Below are 25,457 nucleotides of genomic sequence, written 5' to 3'. Positions count from 1 at the left end.
GTACTCTCCTCCTTAATCTCCCAGCAGATTTTTCAGCATGATATGCTGTTTTCTCAGTGTCTGTCCAACTTCATAGCCATCTTCATATTTATCAGCACCTTCATACTCACTCAGAAGATAACCTTCATATCCATTTTCCTGCATAACTTTAATGATTTCAGGATAAGGAATTGTAGTTTCCTGGAAATCGTCACTCATATTGATGAATTTTGCATGGCAGCAATAAATATATGGAAGAAGCGGAATGATATCTTTCGGTTTATTCGGAGTATAGTTAGGATCAATCCATTCCCCCTCTTTGAACTCTGTTCTGAAAACAGAGAAGTCAATGTTTAATCCGAAGTTTTTTGTACCGGTTTCTTTGATAAAGTCCACGAAATCAGTTACCAGTTTTCCCTGCAGATTAGATGGTGTATGGATTTCCGGACACATCTTGATCCCAAGTTCTTCTGCCAGCGGCAGAGCCCCTTTGATGATCTCTTTCCAGTTCTTTACAGGTTCCAGAAGATCATTGATCACCGGCATTTTGGTTCTCATAACGGTAAATCCAAGTCTGTGAGCCAGACGGATATCACGTTTCAGCATTTCCACAGATTCCTCTGTTGTCAGATCTCTGTCACCCAATACATGTGAATCAATCCAGTTGCCATATTCTACAGGAACGATTTCATATTTATCACAGAGTCTCCACCAGTTTTCAACCCATTCATCTGTTGGATATGGATAATTTTCAATATGTGTATTCGCAAGGATCTCTACTCCGTGAGCACCCATATCGTGAAGATCTTCAAAGCAATCCTCAAGTGTCTTTGTCAGTCCAAATTCTGCAGAGTAGCTATATAATGCAACTCCACGCTTAGGACCTTTTTTTTCATATTTATACATGTTTCTACCTCCTGTTTTTATTTCTGCTTATCTTTTAAACATTATGTTTCTCTCTTAATTTTGCCCGGATCTCATCTGCATCCTTATCACTCATTCTCCAGAGCAGGCACGCTGCGGCTGCCACAAAGAACAGGATTGCCGGAAGAAGATTGACCGTAAAGTTGATACCTTTCAATGCCTGTGGTGTCTGTTCTGCATTAGCCACATAACCAAATGCACTCATGATCACAACACCAAATGCACCGCCTACTGCATTGCCGAACTTCGTAGCAAGACCATAAGTTGCATATGCAGTACCGTCTGTACGTGCTCCTGTTTTTAGTTCCATATAATCTACAGAATCTGCCACCATAGAAAGACTCATTGGAAATCCTACGTTAAACAGACCAAAGATAATATCTCCTGCAAGAACCATCTTCATATTATCAAATGGTGCCAGATACATGATCACAAGACCGATTCCCTGAATGATCATTGACCACATCAGCACATTTCTTTTTCCAATCTTTTTTGCCAAAAACGGAACAAAGAATGATCCTACGATACCTCCCAGAGATGGGATTGTCATGATCAACGCGATCATTGTAAAAGATCCAAGGCAGTAGATCACATAATATGCTGTCACTGCGATTCTTCCCATAAACGCTGTCATCTGAAGTGCCATGACCAGAGTAATGATCATCAGGTATTTATTCTTCACCAGATTGCTCACTGTATCTTTAAAAGAGAACGGCTGCGGCTCTCCCATTGGCTGTACCACTTCTCTTGAAGTAAAGAAAACAACCAGAAACATAGGAACTGCAATGATCGCATAAACTACCGCTACCATCATATATCCATGTCCGTTGGCAACCTCAGCTCCTGCTCCTGAGAATTTCAGTGCCAGACCTGCAGATACACCATTAACAATCACCATACCCAGATTCATGCCGATATTTCTGGATGTATTTAACACATTTCGCTGGTCCGCATCCTCTGTCATGACCGCTGCCAGCGCACCGTAAGGAATGTTTACCAGTGTATAAAGCATACCCGCAATAATATAAATTACAGCTGCCCAAATTACTCCTACAGCGGATTTACCACCAAATGGATTAGTAAAGGTCAGTACACTGAAAATTGCCAGAAATGGCGCTCCGAATGCTATGTATGGGCGAAATCTTCCGAATTTCGATCGGGTTCTCTCTGCGATCGCACCCATTATCGGGTCATTCACTGCATCCCAGATACGTGCCAGCATCATGATTACAGATACTGCGATCGGTGTCAGGCCTACGATATCCGTGTAATAAATTGTCAGATATGAGCCAACATAAGTCCACACAAACTGAGAAGCCAGATCCCCAAATCCATAGCAGATGGTGGCTGCTTTTGTAGCTTTTTGCTTCTTCTCCATCTTTTTATTTACCTCTTTTCTCTTCTTATTACTTTTAGTTTTTCTTTTCGTTCTTCCGTCTTTCTTTTTTTGTTTTGCATCTAATCAACAACCGGTCTGTCAATCATTTGATGATTGTATTTTATCAAAATCGCCTCTGCAAAATCTCTGCAAAATTTCTGCAATCCGTCCCAATATTTTCAAACAAGAGATTCAAAAAATGTCTCTGCAACAATCGTCAAACATTTATTGCAAAAAGTCTGCACTTATCGTTCCTGCAAAATTAAACAGCAAGAATCTTGAAAATAAAATACATAAAACACTTGTCAAAAAGTTCTGACAGGTTGAAAATAATATCAGATCTTTTCATCCGAGCAGCAGCTAAAAGTCCGATAGATAAAATCATCCGCTCGTCGTTATATAGCACTGCACCGAATATATCTCAGGAGGGAATTAATCATGTCAGAAATAAAATTTGCTACCATAGGAACCAGCAAGATTACCAGAAATTTTCTTAATGCTGCTGATAATATACCGGAATTTAAGCTAGAAGCAGTATATTCAAGAAATATAGAGAATGCCAAATCATTTGGATCACTTTATGGTGTAAAAAAATTCTATGATAATCTGGAATCACTGTCAGAAGACCAGACAATTGATGCTGTATACATAGCAAGCCCCAACGCCTTTCACTGCTCACAGGCAATTCAAATGATGAAAGCAGGCAAACATATACTTTGCGAAAAGTCTGTTGCATCAAACATGAACGAGGCAGAAGAAATGTTCCGGACTGCTGCAGAAAATAATGTGATTTTATTAGAAGCCATGCGTTCTGTATTTGATCCGGGAATGGATGCTTTAAAAGCAAACCTGAATAAATTAGGTGTAATCCGCAGAGCGACTGTAAATTATTGTCAGTATTCCAGTCGCTATGACAGTTTTCTTCAGGGGCAGGACCACAATATTTTCCGCAGAGACTGTTCTGCCGGAGCATTAATGGATATTGGAACCTATTGTGTACATGGCCTGCTCTGTCTGTTTGGAAAACCTCAGCAAGTTGTCGGATTTTCAGATATGATCAGAGGAGACATTGACGGCGCAGGAACCATCCTTGCCAGATATCCGGATATGATTGCAGAAGTGGAATATTCCAAGATTACAAATTCAAAAGTGCCAAGTGAGATTCAGGGCGAAAAAGGTGTCATGCTGATCCGTGAGATCAACTGCCCGGAAGATGTGAAAATCATTTATAATGATGGAACCGAAGAAGTCGTTTATTCCAGAGAGCCGGAAAATAATATGAAATATGAAGTGGAACATTTTATCCGCATGATCCAAGATCAGGAACAGAATCAGCTTCACACACAGCGTTCTCTGGATGCCATGAAACTGATGGACGAAATCCGCAGGCAATGCCAGATTTCATTCCCTGCTGATAAATAAACCTCATAATCTACAAGAACTTCCTTCAGGATTTGTCCTCTGCTGATGACTTCTTTAATACATAGACAAATAAACAAAATCACTGAATCTGGTTTTGTACTGTTACCAATTGTCAAATTAATAATCTGACAATCAGTAATCATAGCACTTTTACCATAATTCAGCGATTTTATTTATGAACATATTTTATTTTCTGCAGAAAATATGGATCAGACTAATCTCATGTGGCTCCAAAACCACTTTCATATCCAGTGTATTGTCTCCACTGATCACTTTCACACGACTCTGGGAAAGTGTCGGTGAACTGATTCCCTGGAGATATTTCACATCCTGTCTTGTCAGTCTGAGATCATACTGGAATTTTCCCCATTCATTCAGAATACTTCCGTTCTGCCTGTTCAGTGTACGTTTTTTCAGATAATATTCCCCGCTCTCTTTGAGATTTTCGAAATGAAAATCCAAATGAACCGGGCTTTCATCCTCAAATACCATAGAGCTGCATTTGCGCAGATCCACATCCTCTTCCTGTAGAAAATAACTGCGTCTGAACCATGAATAATAGAAGCAGAGAATATAAATATCCCCGCTTTCCTTACGCGTAATTATGTAATTTGATCCCTTATCCAGCAGATATTCTCCAAGCTGATTCAGGAAATCCACTGCAAAATACGCGGGTTTGCGGATTGTATCCTTTGTAAGAAGTCCAATCCCTCCATTAACAATGCCAACCGTATCCATATGACTGGATACCCAGTCGCTTCCGCTCATAATCCCAAGCATTTCCACCTGATCTACCAGAGCTTCCACTTTCTTTACCAGATATGCCGCACGAAAACAACTGTCATTCAGATAATTACGATTGGATATGGTATTGTTCCACTCAGTAATATAAATCGGAGTATCCGCAAGTCCTGTCTGCTCCAGCAGTTTCTTTATCTCACGGATCTGGTTCTCCTCATTAAACTCATTCTGGGAAATTTTCCTCACAATCTCATTACTATCTGTATTATAAACATCATAAGGAAATACAATAAAAGATGCAAAATCCGGTCTTACATTTTCCCGGTTACAGCGCTCATAGAAATTTACAAGAAACTTCCAGTCTTTCACCACAATACTGCTGACTCCTCCAAATTTGGCATCCGGAATTTTATTTTTAACCACATAATACAGATATTTCCATGCCTCAAAAAAATCATACTGTTCATCCTGATACAGTCTGAGATTTGCAGAATCGTCCCCATGGATACAGTCACGATCCAGTTCAAAAATCCATTCGGATACCTCTTCTTGTCCATATCGGTCTACAATGTGACTCAGAAAATCATCCATCATACATTCCCAGTTTTCTCTGGACGCAAAAGGAATATACTGTTCCTCAAAAAATACTTCCTTACCATCGGAGCGAAGCGCCGTATCCGGTCTTCTTCCCAGATCCAGAAACGGTTTCAGACGATTCTGTACCATGAAGTCCAATACCTGATTGACACTGTCATAATTATATTGGCCGATTGTTTTTCCATCATTGATCATCATTTTTCTGGAAAAAACATTCCACACACGGATATATCGGAAATGCAGCTGCTCATTTAACTGAAGCGTATGAAACTGGACATTTGCCTTATTCAGATCCCATATTGGTCCTATATTGATCATGCGGTTCCAGGTCTTTACATATTTCCTGCCCTGATTCTCTTCCATATCAATACAGACTCTTGTGGTCCGCTCCTGCTTGCCAAGTTCATATCCTTTTTTCTTTAATTCCTCGCGAATTTCTGTTTCCTGCTCTTCTTTATGCTTCTCATGTTTCATACTCTCAGTGCGATAAGATTCCCTGTATTCTGTAGGAGTCACCCCCATGATCTTACGGAATGCTCTGTTAAAAGAAGCCGAGTTTGTAAATCCGGAAGTCATGGCAATCTGGGTCATATTCTGTTCTGAATATTTCAGCAGTCCCAGTGCAGTCTTTACTCGAAGCTGCATAACATAATCTGCAAAATAAACGCCTGTATTCTTCTTAAAAATACGCGACAGAGTAGACGCTGATACAAACATCTGATCCGCCAGTTCATTGAGGCTGATCTCCTGATCCAGATTTGACAGAATATACTGCATGATCTCACGCATTCTGGCATCATTTTCTGTTTCGTACACTTCCATACTTTCCTTATTTAACTGATAATGCTCCACCAGACAATCCAGAAGTTTCAGCATGATACTGTTGATGTAGCAGTTTGTCTGATGCGCACGGGATGTATATTCTGCTGTAAGCTGAAAGAAAATATCTCTTAAATCCTGATAAGAATGTCCCTCATCTACTACAGAATTACAGTAGAAGATCATATGCCTGTTCTGAAGCAATGAATTTGTCAGTCTCATGGAAAAAGATGCGATTCCATACATGGCATTACGGATATCATGTATTTCATAACTGATTCCCGGATTGATCAGAATAATATCCTCTGCTCTCATCAGATATTTCTCATCCTGATATCTCAGAGACATTTCCCCTTCCAGTACAAATATAAGCAGAAGTTCTGTCTGGATATTCTCCTCTTTTGATTCTGCTTTCTGTACACGATAATTCATGCCATTAATGTCCATATACCCCTTTCCCCTCTCTATATATTAAATAAATCAGACGGATTTTCCACTTTTACTGCACATATCCGGCTGGTTCTTTTTTCTCTTAAACGCTGCTTCTATCATAACATAATTCTTTTTGCTCCGCATCTTGAAATATCCTGACAAATAAAAACATTAAAAAGCCAGAATGAATCTTTTTCTTTTCATTCCGGCTTTTGGATGAGTCAATCGGATATTCGCAATCCGCTTTCGCTACTTGCTCATAACCGAATAACTGCTCCGCAGTTTATCAGGAGGGGCTTGTACCCCTCCTGATACAAGCAAGTCCCACCCACTGCTTATTGCTTCTCGCAATTGAAGCAGGGGACTTACTTGATTCGGTTAAACTCAACTTACTGAATACAAGATGAGCAAAAAATATTATAACTGTTCAGTACCTTCACAGTTAGTGGACCGCTGAACAGTTACAAAATATTATTCAAACTCGACAATTACTAATCAATTTTGTTTAGAGATTATTTATTGCCATGTTCGCTTTTCCTTCAATTATTTGATTTATCCATATTATCCTGCCTATACAGGCTAATGTTATCAATTTGTTATCGGTATTGATAACACCCGCTCCGTAGCTGTGGATAATAGCAATATATTCCGATTCAGATTATAAGCGGTTTTGCTTAGGAAATCAACCATTTGTTTCTGTATCTTCAATAAGATTTTTCTTTAATGCCGCAATCGTATCTTGGTTCTTTCTCAAAAGCTCTAATTGCCTATATGCTTTTTCTCTTAATATTTTTAACCTTTCAATTTTAGGCACTTCCTGTCTTATCAAATCTGCGTTTGTATCTTCCAGATTGATAAGCACAACCAATTCTTCCGCAGAAGCAAAATCTCTGATATTAGGAGTTTTACCTTTTATTCCTTTTTCAGTTCTCCATTGTGCTGCTGTTTTTCCAAACAAAGCCATATTTAGAATATCTGCTTCTGACGCATATGTATATGCCATTTCCTGCGGAGATAATGTGGGAGTTATTAAAAATTCTTTTACCGCATCTGTGTGGATACGATAGTTTATTTTTGAAAGTTCTCTCTTTACATCCCAGCCAATCGCTAACCGATCTGCTTCATCTTTCTTTAGTCTCTGATAATCTTTGATGATATAAAGCTTAAATTCCGGAGAAATCCATGAAGCAAACTCAAACGCTATATCCGTATGAGCATAAGTACCGCCATATCGTCCCGATTTTGATACGATACCGATTGCATCCGTTGCTTTTATCCACTGCTGTGGTGTCAATGTAAAAGCATTATCTCCAGATTCTGCTTTAAACCTATCGAATTCGATAGGTTTAAAATTGGGATTGTGAATTTGTTCCCATAAGCCCAAAAATGAAATCGTAGAATGATTGCGCATCCAGTTTGCTACCACGATAAAAGCATTGTCTGGATTTTTATATTTTGCAATATCAGTGAGTGAAATGTAAGCATCCTCATTAACAACATCGCCCATCACTCTGATTTCTGTTCCATTTGCATCTATTTTCATGTTTTTCAATCTTGTTTTTCCCCCTTTCTACATTACGGACACTCTCTTTCAAAATAATTTTCTAATTTTTCTTTTCAATTTCTCGCCATATGTAATTGTCACATCAATTTTCGCAACTGAAATTTAACGTTCTCTTTTATGCCTATCAATAAGCAACAAAACAAACATAATAAACCATATCCCCCATGCAATCAAACAACCAATTCCTTGATATTGGATATCTATGATTATTCCAATAATAAAAGGAACTGACATAAACATCATTCTTTTTCCATATGCCTTACACATAGCATTCTCATCGTATTTCTTTCGTTCATCCGCTGATTTCATATTATAACCCGACAAGAAATTAGCAGCTTTTCCTTCTGATTTATAAAACCACATTCCAAACAAAAACATAATCACTGCCATCATAAAGTCAAAAACAATATAGAACATATAATACAATTTCTCCTTTCAACCGATCACTCTTATCTCTTTGAATTTTCTACATTACTCTTCAGCTTTGACCAAACATAGCAAATCAGTATATCCTGACTGCATAAGTAATTGCTTAAAACCAGACATCACTTCTTCTTTTGTATAATTATTATTTTTCAAAAACTCACTATCCTTCTCACTAAGGTATTGGTAGAAAAGAGCTGCTGCCATTACCTCATTTCTGTCTGTATAATCAATGCTATCTAAAAGTATATTCTCTGCTTCGTTAATTTCCCCAGAATCAATCATATCAAGAAAATCTTTCAAATTTTTCCCTGATACTTCATATTTATTTTCTTTTTCAAGTTCAACAGAAACATACTTTTTCCCAAACATTAAAGAAAATAATACTCTTACCATTTCTTTTATCATTCGCATAATATAGTCTTTTTCGTCTGTGAAATACATTTTTCACCTCCATAACTTTCAACTTATCCTGTTGTTCTTAATTATACATCAAACAGTATTATTGTAAAGTAGGGGGCAAGCCATTTCCTGACTTGCCCTCCATTATGTTTTTACTGGTAAATTATCTCTTTGTCCACAATCTCTCTCGCACACGCCTGAATATTATTCATCCTGCCTACCCATTCCAATGCGTTATCTGCCTTTAACTGTTCGGTAATTCCTTGAGCCTGTTTCATCTGCTCCACAATTTTTCCAAATCTTTCCTGTGCCTGTTCCTCTATATCTGCCAGATAACTGTTCAGTCTGCCACTCATCATCAGATCCAGATATACAGTCTTGCGGTATTCCTTCAAATACTTCAAATGCCTTTGTCCCCATACTCCAACAAATCTCGGTTCTTCTTCCTCCGGCAAAGTAAGATTGGGGATAAAGTAATCCCCACATCTAACATAAGTGCCGCCCAGTTCTTCAAAAATTGTTTTCTTCATTTTCTTTTCCACCTGTTATCTTGTTATTTCCTGCATATTCGGGGTCTGCAAGTTTCCCATATAGTTGTTTTATCTACATCGGGCAGCTTCTCTTTGATTTCTCATCCAAATCTTCCCGTACGTAATGTGCATTAAACTCCATGTTAATGTCGCGGATTTCCTTCGTACCATCAATATATTCCTGATACATCTCTGCCAGCCCCGCCATACAGCCATCACAGCTTGCAGAAATATTCCCAAAAGATTCCTCCACAATCTGTTTTCTTTCCTCTCTGGTTGTGTCCTTTATCAAAATACTCTTAATCTCCATAACCTTCACCCCGACTTTCTTTGGTATTCTTTTGATATTTCTTTCCTCATATCTTTTATTTGATTGTAACATCTGAAAGCATTTTTGTGAAGCTAAGAAACAGGCATAAAAAACGGTCTGATTACATTCTCTCAAAATATGTCAGTTTAAAGTGTTAAAGTACTGGAATTTTAGATAACACCATGTTATACTTGTAAAGGAAAATGTGCAGGCAGTCCGGTCAGGTATAAAGTATTCCTGAGTTCCGGCATTATCAAAGACCTGCATGTACTTATATGGAGGAAACAGATCATGTCTATGAAAATCAATCACGAGCTCCCTTTACCGGAGGTTCTGAAATCTCAGTACCCTCTCAGCCAGGAACTCAAAGAAGTAAAAAAACAACGCGATGAAGAAATACGCCGTATCTTCACCGGTGAATCAGATAAATTTATCGTCCTTGTAGGACCTTGTTCCGCTGATAACGAAGATACAGTCTGCGAATATGTACGCAAACTGAAAACAGTGGCAGATAAAGTCTCTGACAAACTGATGATCATCCCGCGAGTTTATACAAATAAGCCCCGTACCACAGGTGACGGTTACAAAGGAATGCTTCATCAGCCAGACCCTGATAAAGCTCCTGACCTTCTTGCCGGAATTATTGCTATCCGCAAGATGCACATGAGAGTTATGCAGGAGACAGGACTCTCTTCTGCAGATGAGATGCTTTATCCTGAAAACCGCAGCTATCTGGATGATATTCTCTCCTACGAAGCTGTAGGTGCACGTTCTGTAGAGAACCAGCAGCATCGTCTCACTGCCAGCGGCATGGATATTCCTGTCGGTATGAAGAATCCTACCAGCGGTGATCTCTCTGTTATGCTGAATTCCGTCACTGCTGCACAGCATCCACACCACTTCATCTACAGAGGAAATGATGTGGAAACTTCAGGAAATGATCTGGCACATACAATTCTCAGAGGTGGTGTAAACCAGTACGGACAGACTATTCCTAACTACCACTATGAAGATCTGATGCGTCTGTCTGCTTTGTATGCCAAAAAAGATCTTAAGAACCCTGCCATCATCATAGATGCCAACCATTCAAACTCCAACAAACAATACAAGGAACAGATCCGTATTGTTTCAGAAGTACTTCACAGCCGCAACTATAATCCGGATCTCAAAAAGCTGGTTAAAGGTGTTATGATCGAAAGCTATCTTCTCGAGGGCCGCCAGGATATCAGCGATCACATGACCCCAGGATGCTCCATCACTGATCCATGCCTTGGATGGGAAGATACTGAACGCCTTATCTATGATATTGCGGAGAAATGCTGATATCAAACGGATAAATTTATCCGATCATCCACTTACTTGATTCAGTAAAAAAGATATAAACAAATCCCGGAATGTTCTGGTATAAAATTAACCATAACATTCCGGGATTTGTTATCAGAACCTGACTAACCAAAGGGTCAGGTAGCCTTGTAGATTGAACCCGTTCGAGTCCGACCCGGACTCGAACAAAAAAATAGGACAGAGCTTCATGCTCTGTCCTATTTTTCATTAGCGTGCGTTAGAGGATTCGAACCCCCGACCTTTTGGTCCGTAGCCAAACGCTCTATCCAGCTGAGCTAAACGCACATCCTTGTGAAGTTCTTATTTCGTTTCCCTCACAACAATGAGTATTGTACTCTATACTGAATGATTTGTCAACACTTTTTTTGAATTTTTTTATTTTTTTCTTTTGAACAGCACAATTATGGCAATTGCAACAACTTAATTACGTCTAAGTGCCTCAATCGGGCTGAGTTTTGCGGCCTTTTTGGCAGGATAGATTCCGAAGAAAACACCCACCGCACAGGAAAATAGTGTTGCCGCCAGGATCGTCTTCAGGCTGATTCCAGGTGTGATCGTCATCTCCATACTACTGCTTATGATTGAGCAGGTCGCATACCCTCCGATCACACCCAGTACAATTCCTATCAGACCACCAATTACGGTCAGAATCGCTGCCTCCGCCAGAAACTGCATCATAATAGAAGAAGTCTTCGCTCCCAATGATTTACGAATGCCAATTTCTCTGGTACGTTCTGTGACAGAAACCAGCATGATATTCATAACGCCGATTCCTCCAACCAGCAGTGAAATTCCTGCGACAAAGGAGATAAATGCAGTTACCATATCCAGCATCTGATTCATAGAACTCATAATATCCTGAAAACTCTGCACCTGGAAATAATCCTCACCAGCACACTGATGTCTTTTTTCCAGCAGACTCACTACCTTGTCTGCAATCTTCTGACTGTCCAGACTCTTATCTCCCTGTATCGTCGCAGAATAAAAATAATCCGATACACCGGTAAACTCATTCATTGTCGTATATGGAACATTAACCGTAACCGGCATTCCTTCATATGTATAGCTTACAAAAGTTCCATTCTCCTTCTGCGTCGTCACACCGCAGATACGTAAGCCCTTAGTCAGACCATAGCAGTTAACATCTATGCTCATTCCCACAACATCATCTGTACCAAAGAGCCTTTTCGCATCTGAATCAGAAATAACACAGACGTTTTTCCCTTCCTGGACCTCATTTTCCCCAAAATAGACTCCATGCTTCATTGTTGCATTATTTAACAACTTCGCATCAGGTCCTTCTCCGGTCACCATAAGTGTGAAGTTTCCCTTACCGGTAGTCGTTTCTCCGTCAAAAGAATCAGAAACATTTACACCTTCCACTTCGTCCAGCTCTCTGATCGCCTCCACATCATCAGCAGTAATCCACTCTTCCGCTGTCTGGGCGTCACTGCTGACACTGATGGCAATCTGTCCGCCACCGATGTCATCAATCTCACTGTTCATCTGATTCTTAGTTCCCTCACCGATAGACACGATTGCGATTACGGATGCAATACCAATGATAATACCAAGCATAGTCAGAAAAGAACGGCCTTTATTTGCCATAATATTATGGACTGCCATTTTGATATATTCATACAGATTACTCATCGGCATCCTCTCCTGTCTGATCAGAAACTGACTGTACTTCCATTCCTTCTGTATAATCTCCCAGATCAGAAATTACTTCTTCGCCTTCCTTGATTCCTTCTATAACTTCCACATAGTCCTCTGAGCTGATTCCTGTTGTGATATCTCTTTTCGTCACCAGACCATCCTCTATCACATAGCAGAAAGATCCATCTTTTCCGATATTCACTACTTCCACCGGAAGAGTTACAACGTTCTTTGCAGATGCTGCATGAATCTTGACCTTTGCATCTACTCCGAGGAAAATATCATCATCCGGATCATCAATACTTACTGTCGCAGAAATGACAGGTGTGCCTTTCTCATTCTGCACTGCAATATGACTCATCTTAGTCACCGTACCCTGATAAGTATTATCACCAAGTGTGATTTCTGCAGACTGTCCCTCTTTTACCGTATCATAATCATATTTGGAAAGAGTCACATCCACACTCGCTTTATCTGTATTCTGGATGGTAAAAAGCTCCATTCCCTGGGTAACTGCCGCTCCCTGTTTGATATCTGCCTTGGAAACGATTCCATTAAATTCCGCTGTGATTCCTTTCTTTCCTTCCTCCACCAGCTCTTTAGCTGATTTTGCATCCAATTCAGAAAGGTTATCGGTTACTTTTAACTTCTCTTTTTCCTCTTTTGTCAGACTCGTGGAATCTGCTTCTGCGATTGCTTTCTCAGAAGCCAAATCCGACTGAAGCTCGGCGAGTTCATCGCTGGCTGATTCCAAAGCACTCTCCAACGCAGAAGTATCGGCAGTTACTGCGCTGCTGTCACTTCCACTATAGGCATAATCTCCCGACGCTGTATCTTCCTCTGATGTATCATCTTCTGTACCATCTGTAAACTCTTCTAAAAATCCGGAACTATTTTGAGTAAAATCAGACAGGTCCGGCATCTGAGGTGTCTGCTGTTTATAATCCTCATATGCCTGTTTTGCCTGCTGCATTGCAATCTGTGCCTGAGTTCTGGAAGTTTCTGCAACATTCAGGGCCTGTATATTTTCATCAGAAGGATCTGCCTGCCATGTGGCAAATGCCATCTGATATGCAGTGTCTGCCTGATTATAGGTACTCTGTGCCTGGTTATACTGCGAATTCAGCCCGGAAAGTTTCTGCTGGTATTGTGGCAGGGTTTCTGTCTTATATGTATTAAGCGCCGCCTGATATTTGCGCTGAATTTCCTGCTGTTTCTTCGCCTCGGCCTGGGCTTTTGCCTGCGCTTCCTGCTGCTGCGCCTGTGCCTGGGCTGCTGCCTGTGCGGACGCCTGAGCTGCTGCTTCCCGCTGAGCCGCAGCTGTTGCCGCCGAAATCTGAGACTTCAAAGACGCCACATAAGCTTTCTTATCCTTTATCTTCTTCTCAAGTTCCTGAACATTCTTTTTCGCATCTTTCTGCTTCTTCTCTGCTTTATCAGATTTATTCAGGGTGTCTTTCGTATCATATTTCGTTGATTTTAAATTCAGTTCAGCTTTCTGATTATCTTTCTCCAGATCCTCTGTGTTAAATTCAATCAGCTTCGTTCCTTTTTTTATCACATCTCCCTGGGAAAAAGAAACTGTTTTTAACTCTGCGTTTACCGGAGAATAATATGTCTTTTCCTCTTCACTTCCTACTGTTCCTGTAGCATCTACGATTTCTTCAACGTCTCCCATCTCAGCCGTTACTACCGACACCTGCGTAATCTGCGTTTCCTTTGAATTTCTCTGTCCTGCTACCGTAACACCGCCTGCAACAACTAAAACAGCAGCTGCACCTATGATAATTTTCTTTTTACTCTTCTTTTTTTTCATAATTTTACCTGATTCCTCCTCACGTCTATAGCAATTTGAGAAAATAATGCAGTTAATGCAATCATTCTGTTATTTATCTCACTCCAATAATATAGCTTTCCGTATGCAGCTTAATACACCTGCTATTTTCCAAACATCATTCAGGCATCCAGCTGGTTTTTCACGTATTCTTCCTTTCCATAGTTTTCATTAACGAAATCTGACTCGATCTTGCCATCTATAATCCTGACCACACGTCTCGCCTGTGCAGCAATCCCGTTATCATGAGTGATCAGTATGACTGTTTTCCCCTGCTCATGCATATTTTTCAAAATCTGCAAAATCTCCTTACTGGACGCAGAATCCAGATTTCCAGTCGGCTCATCCGCCAGGATTACCGGTGGCTGCGCTGCTATCGCCCTGGCAATGGCAACCCTCTGCTGCTGTCCGCCTGACATTTCATTTGGTTTGTGATCCATTCGTTTCTCAAGTCCGACCATGGTCAGGGATTCCACGGCGAGTTTATGTCTGGTTTTTCTGTCTACACCCCTATATACCAGGGGAAGTTCTACATTCTCTATGGCAGTCAGATTGGAAATCAGATTAAATCCCTGAAAAATAAATCCAATCTCTCGATTTCTCACTTCTGAAAGTTCATTGTCTTCCATCGTAGATACATCTGTACCATTCAGAAAATATTCGCCGGAAGTAGGAACGTCCAGGCATCCCAGCATATTCATAAACGTAGATTTCCCGGATCCCGACTGTCCGATGATCGCAACAAATTCACCTTTATCGATTTCCAGATTAATATGATCCAGTGCCCGCACTTCATTCTCACCGGGATTATATATCTTACACAAATCTTTTACTCTGATCAGCGCTTCTCCCATTTTTTCCTCCATTTATCCCGCAATTCCAATATACAATATATTGTCCGCTATAATTCATTCATCCCGACGGATCTTATTATATCCCGGAAAAATTACAAAGTAATTTCCTATAACAATTCCAGAAAATAATGCAAGTAAGACAGTCCAGCAGGGTTTCACTCTCTGATGGGCTGGATTAATTACAGTATTTTCTGAAATTGCTATAAAGAAAAGGACAGATCCTTAATTTTCCAAAAAGTTCTGTCCTTTTCTGTGGAATCAGCAAGTCTCTGTTAACTATAAACGAAACAAAAACTGCATTTTCTTCATATTTTTATGCATCCAGTAAAAATGCCTTATACGCTTTCTTAGCTTCATAAACATCCGCTTTGCTCGTTACTTCCCAAGGCGCATGCATACTCAGTACCGCAACACCGCTGTCGATTACTTCCATTCCATATAAAGCTGCGATATATGCGATTGTTCCGCCACCACCTACATCTACTTTACCAAGCTCAGCAGTCTGAAATGCGATTTCATGAGTATCAAAAATATTTCTTACTCTTGCCACATACTCTGCATTTGCATCATTTGATCCGGATTTACCTCTTGCTCCGGTAAATTTATTCAGTACGATACCTCTTCCCAGATAAGCGGCATTCTTTTTCTCAAATGCTTCTCCATAGGAAGGATCATAACCCGCGCTTACGTCGGAGGAAAGCATGCTGGAATTCTTCAGCGCTCTTCTTAATTTCAGCTCACTGTAGCAGCCCATTGCATCCAGAAGTTCTGCCACTGCATTCTCAAAGAAACGGGACTGCATTCCTGTTGCACCTACGCTTCCAATTTCTTCTTTGTCTACGAGCAGACAGCATGAGGTGCGTTTCGGTGCTTCCATCTCAAGCATTGCAATCAGAGAAGTATACGCGCAGACTCTGTCGTCCTGGCCGTAAGCCGCGATCATACTTCTGTCAAGGCCACACTCTCTTGCCTTACCTGCCGGTACGATTTCAAGTTCAGCAGAAAGGAAATCCTCTTCTTCTATAGCATATTTCTCTTTGAGGATATTCAGTACATTCTGTTTCACTGCCTCTTTCTTCTTATCATCCGGAAGATCCTTTAATGGTCTGCTTCCGATCAGAATATCAAGATTCTCTCCCTCAATTACTTCGGCAGCTTTTTTCTGCATCTGCTTTCCTGCCAGATGGATCAGAAGGTCTGTAATATATACGATTGGATCTTCTTCATCTTCACCAATATTTACCTCTGCTACACTTCCGTCTTTCTTTACTACTACTCCATGGATCGCAAGTGGAAGTGTTACCCACTGGTATTTCTTAACACCTCCATAGTAATGAGTATCCAGATATGCGAGGTCTGTATCTTCATAGAGAGGATTCTGTTTTACATCAAGACGCGGAGAATCGATATGTGCACCCAGAATGTTCATTCCCTCTTCAATATCATCCTGACCGATATGGAAAAGCGCAACAATTTTCTTCATTCCTACTGTATAAATTTTATCTCCGGATTTCAGTTTCTCACCCTTTGCAGTCTTTTCTTCCAGAGATTCGTAACCTGCTTCGCGGGCTTCTTTCACGATCTGTATCACGCATTCGCGTTCTGTCTTGCCTGCATTAAGAAAGTTTCTATATGCTTTTGCAGTCTTTTCTAATTCTTTTTCTTCTGCTTCTGTATAAGAAAGCCATGCATTTCTACGTTCCATTTATGATTCCGCCTTTCTATCTGACTCTTATTCCTAGTACAGCGAAAATTAAGTTTCTGCTATATTGACGCAGGATGATTTCTTCAGCTGCAAGGCGGAGGAATGAGGCGTAGCGGTGGCTACGGCGATTGACGACAACGCCGCAGATGAAAAATCAGACAAGTCAATATAGCAGTTACTTAATATTCGCTGTACTAGTATTGCTTTCTCTATTATAAAACATCCTTCTTAATTTTTCCATACAATGATATTATGCTCAAAAAGTTTTTTATTCCTAACTTCCTGTGTCTGGACAATCGTCTCCGCTTCTATTATAGTTATATTTAAAGCCTACATAACTATTTCACTCTGTTCTTTTATAAGGTAACCAAAATTCATTTCAGATTGTCTGCAAAAACGGATTTTGAACTTGTATGTCCCGAGATTTTGGCATATACATGACAATCCCTCTCAGAATAGTGGTGTGTGAATAGTAACAATCTATCAAATAATTCAGGAGGTTTCCACATGAATAATTCAGAAGAGCTGCGTCAGCAGCTTCATTCCATAAACAGAAAAAGTTATCCAGCCTACAAAGCTCTGAAAGGTGTCTATCATTTCGGAAATTATCTTCTTTCCATCGACCATGTACAGGGTGATCCTTTTGCATCCCCTTCTCACGTAAGCGTCCAGATTTCCCACACAGATGCCCGCTTTCCGAAAGAATATTATAAAAATTTTCTCTCCAGAACAACTCTTTGTGACTACCTCACCCGCCAGTTTGAAAAACAGGTCAGCCACTTTAGTTTCCGTGCAAAAGGCTCCGGTAAAAGCGGTCTTATCACAGTAAGCCACTGCGATCAGGAAATTCTTTCCCGAACAGCATGTGAAATCAATGCAAAAGGCATAACCGTCCGTTTCTTTGTAGGCTTTCCTGCCAATGGACGTACCATTAACGCCACAGAACTGGAAAAAATTCTTTTTGATTTTCTGCCTGTATGTGTTCGCAAGTCTTTCTTCTATTACAGTCTTGATGCACAGAATCTGTTAAATTACATGCAGCTTGCCGAAGATCAGGAATTCATCCGTCATGAACTGTCCTGCCGAAATCTCTGCGCATTTGTAGCTGATGGTGCTATTCTTCCCAGAGAAAGCGGCATTTCTTCCCGCCCTATGAAGGATTCCATCCCTTTCAATTCTCCTGAAAGTCTGCGTATTTCCATGGAGCTTCCACACCAAGGAACAATCACAGGAATGGGAATTCCAAAGGGAATCACTTTGATCGTAGGCGGTGGTTATCATGGCAAATCTACTCTTCTGAATGCGCTTGAACTTGGCGTATATAATCATATCCTAGGAGATGGACGCGAATATGTAATCACAGATAACACAGCTGTTAAGCTTCGTTCTGAGGAAGGCCGTTTTATCAAAGATGTCGATATTTCTCTCTTCATCAATGACCTTCCAAATAAAAAAGATACCCATTGTTTTTCCACACTGGACGCCAGCGGAAGTACTTCCCAGGCGGCCGGAATCGTAGAAAGTATAGAAGCAAAAAGCCAGCTTTTCCTTCTTGATGAAGATACTTCTGCCACTAATTTTATGGTACGGGACGCCTTTATGCAGCAAGTCATTCAACGGGATAAAGAGCCAATCACGCCTTTCCTTGAGCGTGCACGTGACCTTTATGAAAAAGCAGGTATTTCTACCATACTGGTAGCTGGAAGTTCCGGAGCATTCTTTCATATTGCAGACACAGTCATTCAGATGGACAATTATATACCCAAGGACATTACCGCTTCTGTCAAATCATTATGCGGCCAATATCCTCTGGCGAATGTTCCGGTTCCGGAATTTCGCATTCCAGAAAGTCATCGTATAATGACGAAAGCAGTGCAATCTTCTGGTTCTTCACAGCGTAACAGCTACCAGCACAATAATGACAGACCTGAACGTTTAAAAGCCAAAGTCTCTAAAACAGACGGATTCTCTCTTGGCCGGCAGGAAATCGATCTTCGCTATATCGAGCAGCTGATCGATACAGAACAGACTGCCGCTTTAAGCCTCCTTCTGAAATATGCGGTAGAGCATCTGATTGATGGAAAAAGAACACTTCCTGAAATCGTAGAATTCCTGCAAAAAAATATGACTCAAAACGGTTTGGCTTTCTTCGCAGACAACCATAAAATTTCCTGTGGTTATGCCGTCCCACGTTCTCAGGAAATCTACGCCTGCTTCAACCGTTACAGACGTTCATAAGAACCCAGCACAGGATTCTTATAAAATAAAATCACCGCCCCTCCGGCGATCTTGTCGGTTGAGCGGTGATCTACTGTTCATTTTACACTTTTTAGGGAAAGGAAAGATTTTTTCTTAAGGTCTGTCATCTCCTTAAGATGTAAATATCATAACGTATAAATGTGAGAGAAATTTGTCTAATTTCTAATAAAATTATAAAATTTATAAACAAGTTATAACTTTTTGCAAGTTTACGTCAAAATCCTCTGTCTTAGAGTGTGTTTGAAAAAGGCTTTCTGCAAAATATACCGCAAAGTTGCTATGCATCCGTAAGGAACTGCCAGTGGCAGGTCCTGTAGGTGGGGCGTGCAGATTGCAGGAATGATTTTTACGCACTGACGGACTTGGCTTGCATGTTCAGGCTAATAACTATATGCGAACACTAACATCTTAAGGACAGTAAACAGACACAATAAATTCAAAAAGAATCAGTTGCATCTGTGTTTTTATAAGTTATAATAATGAATATACGTGCATTCCGCTGTATGACAAAAGGATAAAGAAAGAGGAAAATAGATGTTTAGAAAAATAGATAAAACCAGCACATTCCATGATGTTCTCAAACAGATCATCGAGAAAATCCAGACAGGAGAACTGAAACCGGGAGATGCTCTTCCGGCGGAACGTATTCTGGCTGAAGAATTCGGAATTTCCAGACCTGCTTTACGTGAAGTTCTGAAAGCACTTTCCCTGCTGGGGATTACTGTCAGCGTACATGGCGGCGCTAATTATATTGCAGCAGATCTCCGCAACTGTCTTACTGAACCATTATCTATCCTGTTTCAGATGTATAACAGTAAAATTCAGGACGCCCTGCAGCTTCGAGGTGCACTGGAAAGTAAAGCTGCATTTCTCGCAGCCCAAAACTGTACACCATTAGATGCCGCTGAACTCCAGCTTATTATTGCCAAACTGGACAGCACCCAGGATGAAAAAGTCCGCGGTGATCTGGATCGTGATCTGCATATGAAAATTGCACAGATTTCTGCAAATCCATTAATCCTGAGCGTGTTGAATGCCTCTGCCCAGCTTACAGAAAACATGATTACCGGAATACGTTCTTATTTTATGAAAAAGAACAACGATGCACCTGAAATTGATTCTCAACACACACGACTTGTTCATGCAATAACTGACAAAGATGCACCTCTTGCAGAAAAAATTATGAATGAGCATATGCATACGATTGAGCGGCTTTTAAATGAGATTCCATTTAATACTCTTACAACTGCTGATAAGGATGAACCTCCTGCGACTGTCTAAAGTAACAAAAATGCAATCGCGGTTTATTGAATAGCTTTAACTATTCAGCAGTCTGCTATCTGCAGGGAACTGAACAGTTACGATTAACTAACATTTTTCCTCAGACAAATGCCTGCGGATCTCTCCACGGGCATCTGTCTGCAAATCTATAAGCTTTTGTCTTTCTTGTCATTGGTCGCGGAACGAACCGTATCTCTTTATTGTCTCTGCCTCTTCTGAAAAAATTTCACACATCAATTTTGCTCCTGTTTTAAATCCTGCCTCAAAACTGTTTTCCAATTCCTGTGGAAATATTTCCAGATGTTTATCCATCAGTATGTCCAGTTCCTCTGCCAGTTCTCCTGTCAGCCTGGAGCGTAGTTTCTGGTATGACTGATAGGCATCCTCTCTTTTCTTTTTACACAGATCATCGCCCTGTGTTCTCAGCCTCTCAATGTCTGTCCTGTCATTTTCTTCCATGTACAGATTGTACAATTTCTGAATTATACTTTTCATTATTCTTCTAACTCTCTAAAAATTAATCCCAGCCAATCATCAGTGTACTAACAAGTTGATTCTTGAAATAATCTTTCCGAATAAATTTTTATTTCAAGACGTAGCGGTAGCTATAACAACCAATGGTAATGCAGAAATAAGAAATTTAAGCGTAAAATTATTCCGGAAATCTACTGCTACACTAATTATAATATTCCCCTCTTTTGTAGCATATAAACCTATGGCAATGCTTTTTCTTTTGTATAGTGTTACATATATGTATTATAGTTTTGTGATATATCAATGTCAATGCCTTGTAATTATACTTTATATTATAGGAGGTATAATCATGACAAAAGATTTTATTGTCCGGCCAAAATATACTGATAAAAAAGAGGATAAATCTATTACTATGACCATCCGACTTGAACGTGAACTTCAGGAAGAATATGATAAATTATCTGCAAAAAGCGGACGTTCGAGAAATGAACTGATGTGCATGGCACTCCGCTATGCTCTGGAAAATCTGAAATTCGTAGAATGACTTTCGAGTAATCGGATATCCGGAATTGAATCCAAGGACTTGCCTGATCTATCGAAATAACTATATCATTTACTTGTCTGCGAATCTGATTGCACAAATAAAAAAGCCTCAGTCAGCCTGAAATATCCGAATAAATGAAGGATTATTCAGATATTGCATAGAATAATGTTATAATTGACGAACTGGCACTTGCAGTTATACAATTATTAAAACTTAAGAAACAAATTATCTGATATTAACTTTTAGTAATTTTATGGTAATCCGTTTCCATGTGTCTCTGTCAATTTCAGGTATGACAAATACCTGACACCAGGTAAATTTTAATTACCCGCCTTATTTTTATGCAAGGAGGTTGTTTTTATGCATTCATTATCAAAATCCAGTCAGGGAAGCACTTATACGATCAAATGGATGTTCGGACTGCCAGAAGTTATGAAAGCTATGCACGATATGGACATTCATGAAGGCAGTACGATCCGCGTCCTTCGGAAATTCCACGACTCTCTGATCATTTCTTCCGCTGATCGAAAAATCGTTCTGGGAAACGAAGTTGCAGACAGAATACAAGTATAAAAAAATGAAGCAGATGTTTTGTCTGCTTCATTTTTTTATACTCGTTTATGGGATATCGCTGAATTACATTTTCAAAACAACCCCTTTTGCTTACATGGTTTTATATTTCCCTTTTCGAGTCTTTTATCTTCGCATTGACAATATAAATTCCGGCACAAACCAGGATCAGAGCCACCAGACTTCCGATATTGAATGCCTGCTTTACCTCTCCAAGTATCAATGCGGACAATATCACACTGCACAACGGATTGACAAATCCAAAAATAGCAACTTTCGAGACATCGTTCCATGCAAGCAGAACCGACCAGAGTGTATAAGCCACCGCAGAAACCATTGCCAAATAAAAGATAATAGCCACACCTCCCACTGTAACATTTCCCAAATGACCCCCCATTCCGATACCAATCAATGTCAGGACAATCCCTCCCATCGTAAACTGGGTTCCGCTCAATACCACCGGAGAGACTTTTCTGGAAAAAAGATTGATCAGTACCGTAGAGATTCCATAGGAAAGCTGTGCAATCAGAATGAATCCTTCTCCTGCCAGCTTAAATCCCATATCAAGAGAATTTCCCATAAGATTAATTACTACAACTCCTGCAAATCCCAGTACACAGCCTGCAATTTTTCTCCCCGTCATACGTTCTTTTCGAAAAACCAGACAGGACAATAAAATTGCGATAAAATTTCCAAGCCCGGTAATGATAGCACCTTTAACTCCGGACGTATGCGCAACGCCTATATAAAAGAAAAAATACTGTCCTACTGTCTGAGCCAGACATACCGGCACAGCATATTTCAGGATTTCCCTGTCCGGGATCATAATCTTTTTCTCACGAACAGATGCAAATATCAGAACCAGAATTCCCGCCAATGTAAATCTAATTCCGGCAAATACGATCTGACTGGCAGTGTCTGCGGAATCTACATTCATCAAGCTATATCCCGTCTTGATCACCGGAATTGCACTTCCCCATAAAATGCAGCATACACAGGCAAGAAGTGCTACGATTCCTGTTCTTGTTAACGTGTTTTGTTTTTGTGACATTACTTTGTTTCTCTCTTTCTGTTTATCTCTTATTATCTTTATTGTGAATTACTCGGTAACTGAGTTACCAGAGCATCTGAATTAAGGCGGGATACCGCCTTTTTTCAGGGTGCATCCATGGCACCACTACTGTTTGCTCTTTAGAGCTATACAGCTACTTTTATTATTTCCGGTGTTTTCAGTCCGGTTACGGACAGTTCTTTTTTTACTCCGGATACGGAGTGATATTTTCTCAGGATATTATATGCGCCTACCGCATCTGCATTATAGACTCTGTTTCCATCTCTGTACAACCCTCTCTCTTTCCGGTTGGACGGTTCCTCAAATCTTTTCCCTACTTCTGGTGACAGCGGACTGCACTGGCTGGTATAACTTTCTTCCTGTTTTACAAAACGGATCCCATATCTTTTCAGCTTATATTCCAGCATGATGTAGATCCTGTTATACGGCAGGCTGTGAAACTTCTGGTTTGTCCTGTGTCCCAGGTCTTTTTCTCTCCGGATGTTCCTGATATCCCCTGTAACGACACAGGTGATCCCCTGTTCCCGGCAGTATTCTGCAAGATATCTTGTGATCTTGTGCAGATAGTCCGTTACTGAGTCTTGTTTTCTTTTATATAACTTCCTGATATGTTTTGATGTGACCGGATGTTTGACTCCCTTTCCTGACTGCTGTCCATACCACTGGGCCTGCACCCTTGCGATCTCTTTATGAAAATATCTTTCCAATTCAAGGTACTTCCTGCCCAGGATAAACGTCTTCCCATTTTCGGAATCATAACACGTCATAAGGTTATGAAGCCCCAGATCAATAGACAGTTCATGTCCGTTCTGTGGAAGTTCTTCCTGGTCAGGGACCTCATAAACAACAATAATTTTACAGTTTCCCTTCTCCGGCGGGTATATCCGCAGTTGTTTGGTCTGATCCATGCCCCTGAAAATCTTATTTTCAAGGTAAAGAAAGTTTTCATGGATCTGATACGTTTCTTCCATATATTTTTTAATGCCTTTGGAAGGGAAAGGCGGACTCTGCCCGTATCCCGCTCATACACGATCCCCATCTGCATATAGGTAATGGGGATACTTTTCTGCTTAAACCGCGGCGGTCTGGGAGTCTCGATCCCTCCGGATCTTTTCAGGGCATAAAAAGACTTCCATGCCTTGTCCAGCAGCCTGCAGACTTCCTGGGCAGTCTGGAATGGTTCCACAGCTCCCCTTTCCAAAGCTGGTTTCTTATTTCCGGAAAACGTTTGAAAAGTTTCCTGCCGGAGATCCCCTTCAGGTATTTCACTGGCCATACCATATGATAATTAATCTTACACACACAAGTACGGTAATATGTAAGATTTTCTTTCATACATATATAATACCATGATATCAAAAATTCCGCAATAAAATATCGAACATATTTTCTTTTTATAATGCTGGATTTAGTTGGATTGATTCAGCTGTTTTCACAACCTACTGTATCCAATTCCGCTTTAGCCGGATTGATTCAGCTGTTTTCACAACCTACTGTATCCAATTCCGTATTAGCCCTAAACTAGGACTACAGGGAGATGAAAAATTAAAATAGCTATTTTAGTAGCCCAGATTGTAAAAATTGTGTTCAAGTGTGTTCAAAACCTATAAGAAAAAAAATAAGAGAAACGTTGATTTTACAACGTTTCTCTCACTTAAAATCATGCCGCAGACCGGAATCGAACCGGTACGGGAGTATAAGTCCCGCAGGATTTTAAGTCCTGTGCGTCTGCCAGTTCCGCCACTGCGGCATATGGAACCTATAGGGCTCGAACCTATGACCCTCTGCTTGTAAGGCAGATGCTCTCCCAGCTGAGCTAAGATTCCATGACGCAATTAGTAAATATTCGTCAGCCAATTGCTAACGACCCAGAAGAGACTCGAACTCTCGACCTCCGCCGTGACAGGGCGGCGCTCTAACCAACTGAGCCACTGGGCCAAAATAATTGAAAAGTGGACCTTCGGGGACTCGAACCCAGGACCGACCGGTTATGAGCCGGTTGCTCTAACCAACTGAGCTAAAGGTCCAAAAAGCCGATGATCGGACTCGAACCGATAACCTGCTGATTACAAATCAGCTGCTCTGCCAATTGAGCCACATCGGCATGTTGTAACAGAATCAAGCCTCAAAAATCACATTTCATTATTTAAATGACTCCAAGGGGATTTGAACCCCTGTTACCGCCGTGAAAGGGCGGTGTCTTAACCGCTTGACCATGGAGCCAATTATTAAATTTAATCGGAACACACGTTTCCGAAAACTCCCCCTGTTGGACTCGAACCAACGACACTGCGGTTAACAGCCGCATGCTCTACCGACTGAGCTAAGGAGGAATAAAGG

The 25,457-nt window shown here is 40.5% G+C and carries 21 protein-coding genes, 8 tRNA genes and 1 pseudogene; 6 read left to right on the top strand and 24 right to left on the bottom strand.

The features are described from left to right. Positions 1-12: 12 nt before the first annotated feature. Together ACTNC0_RS16405 and ACTNC0_RS16400 are read right to left on the bottom strand one after the other, a co-directional pair. Positions 13-885, bottom strand: a complete 873-nt coding sequence (locus ACTNC0_RS16405; protein ID WP_441088222.1) for a sugar phosphate isomerase/epimerase family protein — start codon at positions 883-885, stop codon at positions 13-15. Between the two features lie 34 nt (positions 886-919). Next, positions 920-2,281, bottom strand: a complete 1,362-nt coding sequence (locus ACTNC0_RS16400; protein ID WP_441088221.1) for an MFS transporter — start codon at positions 2,279-2,281, stop codon at positions 920-922. 438 nt (positions 2,282-2,719) lie between these two features. On the opposite strand from ACTNC0_RS16400, the gene ACTNC0_RS16395 reads away from it, so the two are divergent. Further along, on the top strand, positions 2,720-3,703 hold the full coding sequence (locus ACTNC0_RS16395) for a Gfo/Idh/MocA family protein (RefSeq protein ID WP_441088220.1): 984 nt from the start codon (positions 2,720-2,722) through the stop codon (positions 3,701-3,703). Between the two features lie 186 nt (positions 3,704-3,889). On the opposite strand, the gene ACTNC0_RS16390 is transcribed toward ACTNC0_RS16395, so the two are convergent. The 6 genes from ACTNC0_RS16390 to ACTNC0_RS16365 all read right to left on the bottom strand — a co-directional run bounded on the left by ACTNC0_RS16390 (position 3,890) and on the right by ACTNC0_RS16365 (position 9,521). After that, positions 3,890-6,307, bottom strand: coding sequence for a GH39 family glycosyl hydrolase (locus ACTNC0_RS16390; protein WP_441088219.1), 2,418 nt, complete (start codon positions 6,305-6,307; stop codon positions 3,890-3,892). Between the two features lie 667 nt (positions 6,308-6,974). Further along, positions 6,975-7,835 (bottom strand): KilA-N domain-containing protein, encoded by an 861-nt coding sequence (locus tag ACTNC0_RS16385; RefSeq protein WP_191403263.1) that lies wholly within the window; start codon positions 7,833-7,835, stop codon positions 6,975-6,977. A gap of 123 nt (positions 7,836-7,958) precedes the next feature. Next, the gene (locus tag ACTNC0_RS16380; RefSeq protein WP_117814605.1) at positions 7,959-8,273 is read right to left on the bottom strand and encodes a DUF3784 domain-containing protein; all 315 of its coding nucleotides are present in this window, start codon (positions 8,271-8,273) and stop codon (positions 7,959-7,961) included. Between the two features lie 54 nt (positions 8,274-8,327). Beyond that, the gene (locus ACTNC0_RS16375) at positions 8,328-8,723 is read right to left on the bottom strand and encodes a DUF6483 family protein (RefSeq protein ID WP_004614494.1); all 396 of its coding nucleotides are present in this window, start codon (positions 8,721-8,723) and stop codon (positions 8,328-8,330) included. 110 nt (positions 8,724-8,833) lie between these two features. Next, positions 8,834-9,211, bottom strand: coding sequence for a TnpV protein (locus ACTNC0_RS16370; RefSeq protein ID WP_441088218.1), 378 nt, complete (start codon positions 9,209-9,211; stop codon positions 8,834-8,836). 73 nt (positions 9,212-9,284) lie between these two features. Next, positions 9,285-9,521, bottom strand: coding sequence for a hypothetical protein (locus ACTNC0_RS16365; RefSeq protein WP_022380801.1), 237 nt, complete (start codon positions 9,519-9,521; stop codon positions 9,285-9,287). 291 nt (positions 9,522-9,812) lie between these two features. Between ACTNC0_RS16365 and ACTNC0_RS16360 the strand changes: the two genes are divergently transcribed. Then, positions 9,813-10,844, top strand: a complete 1,032-nt coding sequence (locus tag ACTNC0_RS16360) for a 3-deoxy-7-phosphoheptulonate synthase (protein ID WP_441088217.1) — start codon at positions 9,813-9,815, stop codon at positions 10,842-10,844. 232 nt (positions 10,845-11,076) lie between these two features. Here the strand turns inward: ACTNC0_RS16360 and ACTNC0_RS16355 are convergent. The 5 genes from ACTNC0_RS16355 to ACTNC0_RS16335 all read right to left on the bottom strand — a co-directional run bounded on the left by ACTNC0_RS16355 (position 11,077) and on the right by ACTNC0_RS16335 (position 16,917). Next, positions 11,077-11,150 (bottom strand) — tRNA-Arg (locus ACTNC0_RS16355). 135 nt (positions 11,151-11,285) lie between these two features. Continuing rightward, positions 11,286-12,518, bottom strand: a complete 1,233-nt coding sequence (locus ACTNC0_RS16350) for an ABC transporter permease (RefSeq protein WP_441088216.1) — start codon at positions 12,516-12,518, stop codon at positions 11,286-11,288. Beyond that, entirely contained in the window at positions 12,511-14,340 is a 1,830-nt protein-coding gene (locus ACTNC0_RS16345; RefSeq protein WP_441088215.1) for an efflux RND transporter periplasmic adaptor subunit, read from the bottom strand. Before ACTNC0_RS16345 ends, ACTNC0_RS16350 begins: the two co-directional genes overlap by 8 nt. A 140-nt stretch (positions 14,341-14,480) precedes the next feature. After that, positions 14,481-15,212, bottom strand: coding sequence for an ABC transporter ATP-binding protein (locus tag ACTNC0_RS16340; protein ID WP_055199655.1), 732 nt, complete (start codon positions 15,210-15,212; stop codon positions 14,481-14,483). Positions 15,213-15,525: 313 nt separating this feature from the next. Continuing rightward, entirely contained in the window at positions 15,526-16,917 is a 1,392-nt protein-coding gene (locus ACTNC0_RS16335; protein ID WP_441088214.1) for an aminopeptidase, read from the bottom strand. A gap of 507 nt (positions 16,918-17,424) precedes the next feature. Between ACTNC0_RS16335 and ACTNC0_RS16330 the strand changes: the two genes are divergently transcribed. Both ACTNC0_RS16330 and ACTNC0_RS16325 read left to right on the top strand, forming a co-directional pair. Continuing rightward, positions 17,425-19,155 (top strand): ABC-ATPase domain-containing protein, encoded by a 1,731-nt coding sequence (locus ACTNC0_RS16330; RefSeq protein ID WP_441088213.1) that lies wholly within the window; start codon positions 17,425-17,427, stop codon positions 19,153-19,155. 555 nt (positions 19,156-19,710) lie between these two features. After that, complete coding sequence (locus ACTNC0_RS16325) at positions 19,711-20,457, top strand: FadR/GntR family transcriptional regulator (RefSeq protein ID WP_441088212.1); 747 nt, start codon at positions 19,711-19,713, stop codon at positions 20,455-20,457. 168 nt (positions 20,458-20,625) lie between these two features. On the opposite strand, the gene ACTNC0_RS16320 is transcribed toward ACTNC0_RS16325, so the two are convergent. Next, on the bottom strand, positions 20,626-20,952 hold the full coding sequence (locus ACTNC0_RS16320; protein WP_118137673.1) for a DUF6809 family protein: 327 nt from the start codon (positions 20,950-20,952) through the stop codon (positions 20,626-20,628). A 328-nt stretch (positions 20,953-21,280) separates the two neighbouring features. Between ACTNC0_RS16320 and ACTNC0_RS16315 the strand changes: the two genes are divergently transcribed. Together ACTNC0_RS16315 and ACTNC0_RS16310 are read left to right on the top strand one after the other, a co-directional pair. After that, positions 21,281-21,475: a CopG family transcriptional regulator gene (locus ACTNC0_RS16315; RefSeq protein WP_055199643.1), complete on the top strand. Its 195-nt coding sequence runs from the start codon at positions 21,281-21,283 to the stop codon at positions 21,473-21,475. Between the two features lie 360 nt (positions 21,476-21,835). Then, entirely contained in the window at positions 21,836-22,048 is a 213-nt protein-coding gene (locus ACTNC0_RS16310) for a FeoA family protein (RefSeq protein WP_441088211.1), read from the top strand. A gap of 100 nt (positions 22,049-22,148) precedes the next feature. Here the strand turns inward: ACTNC0_RS16310 and ACTNC0_RS16305 are convergent, their stop codons facing one another. The 10 genes and pseudogenes from ACTNC0_RS16305 to ACTNC0_RS16260 form a co-directional block, all read right to left on the bottom strand. Then, positions 22,149-23,096: a DMT family transporter gene (locus ACTNC0_RS16305; protein ID WP_441088210.1), complete on the bottom strand. Its 948-nt coding sequence runs from the start codon at positions 23,094-23,096 to the stop codon at positions 22,149-22,151. A 146-nt stretch (positions 23,097-23,242) separates the two neighbouring features. Next, positions 23,243-24,088: an RNA-guided endonuclease InsQ/TnpB family protein gene (locus ACTNC0_RS16300; protein WP_441088209.1), complete on the bottom strand. Its 846-nt coding sequence runs from the start codon at positions 24,086-24,088 to the stop codon at positions 23,243-23,245. A gap of 202 nt (positions 24,089-24,290) precedes the next feature. Continuing rightward, positions 24,291-24,452, bottom strand: a pseudogene (locus ACTNC0_RS16295) (transposase); the annotation flags it as partial. A 328-nt stretch (positions 24,453-24,780) separates the two neighbouring features. Continuing rightward, positions 24,781-24,867: transfer RNA gene (locus tag ACTNC0_RS16290), tRNA-Leu, on the bottom strand. Between the two features lie 3 nt (positions 24,868-24,870). Beyond that, a tRNA-Val gene (locus ACTNC0_RS16285) sits at positions 24,871-24,943 on the bottom strand. Positions 24,944-24,981: 38 nt separating this feature from the next. Then, positions 24,982-25,055, bottom strand: a tRNA-Asp gene (locus ACTNC0_RS16280). Between the two features lie 15 nt (positions 25,056-25,070). Further along, positions 25,071-25,144 (bottom strand) — tRNA-Ile (locus tag ACTNC0_RS16275). 4 nt (positions 25,145-25,148) lie between these two features. Then, positions 25,149-25,221, bottom strand: a tRNA-Thr gene (locus ACTNC0_RS16270). Between the two features lie 47 nt (positions 25,222-25,268). Continuing rightward, positions 25,269-25,340: transfer RNA gene (locus ACTNC0_RS16265), tRNA-Glu, on the bottom strand. 37 nt (positions 25,341-25,377) lie between these two features. Continuing rightward, positions 25,378-25,450, bottom strand: a tRNA-Asn gene (locus tag ACTNC0_RS16260). Positions 25,451-25,457 lie beyond the last annotated feature (7 nt).

This window comes from Blautia sp. HCP3S3_B11, from assembly GCF_052064435.1.
Taxonomy (GTDB): Bacteria; Bacillota; Clostridia; order Lachnospirales; family Lachnospiraceae; genus Blautia_A.
This window is presented reverse-complemented; position numbering and strand designations above follow the sequence as displayed.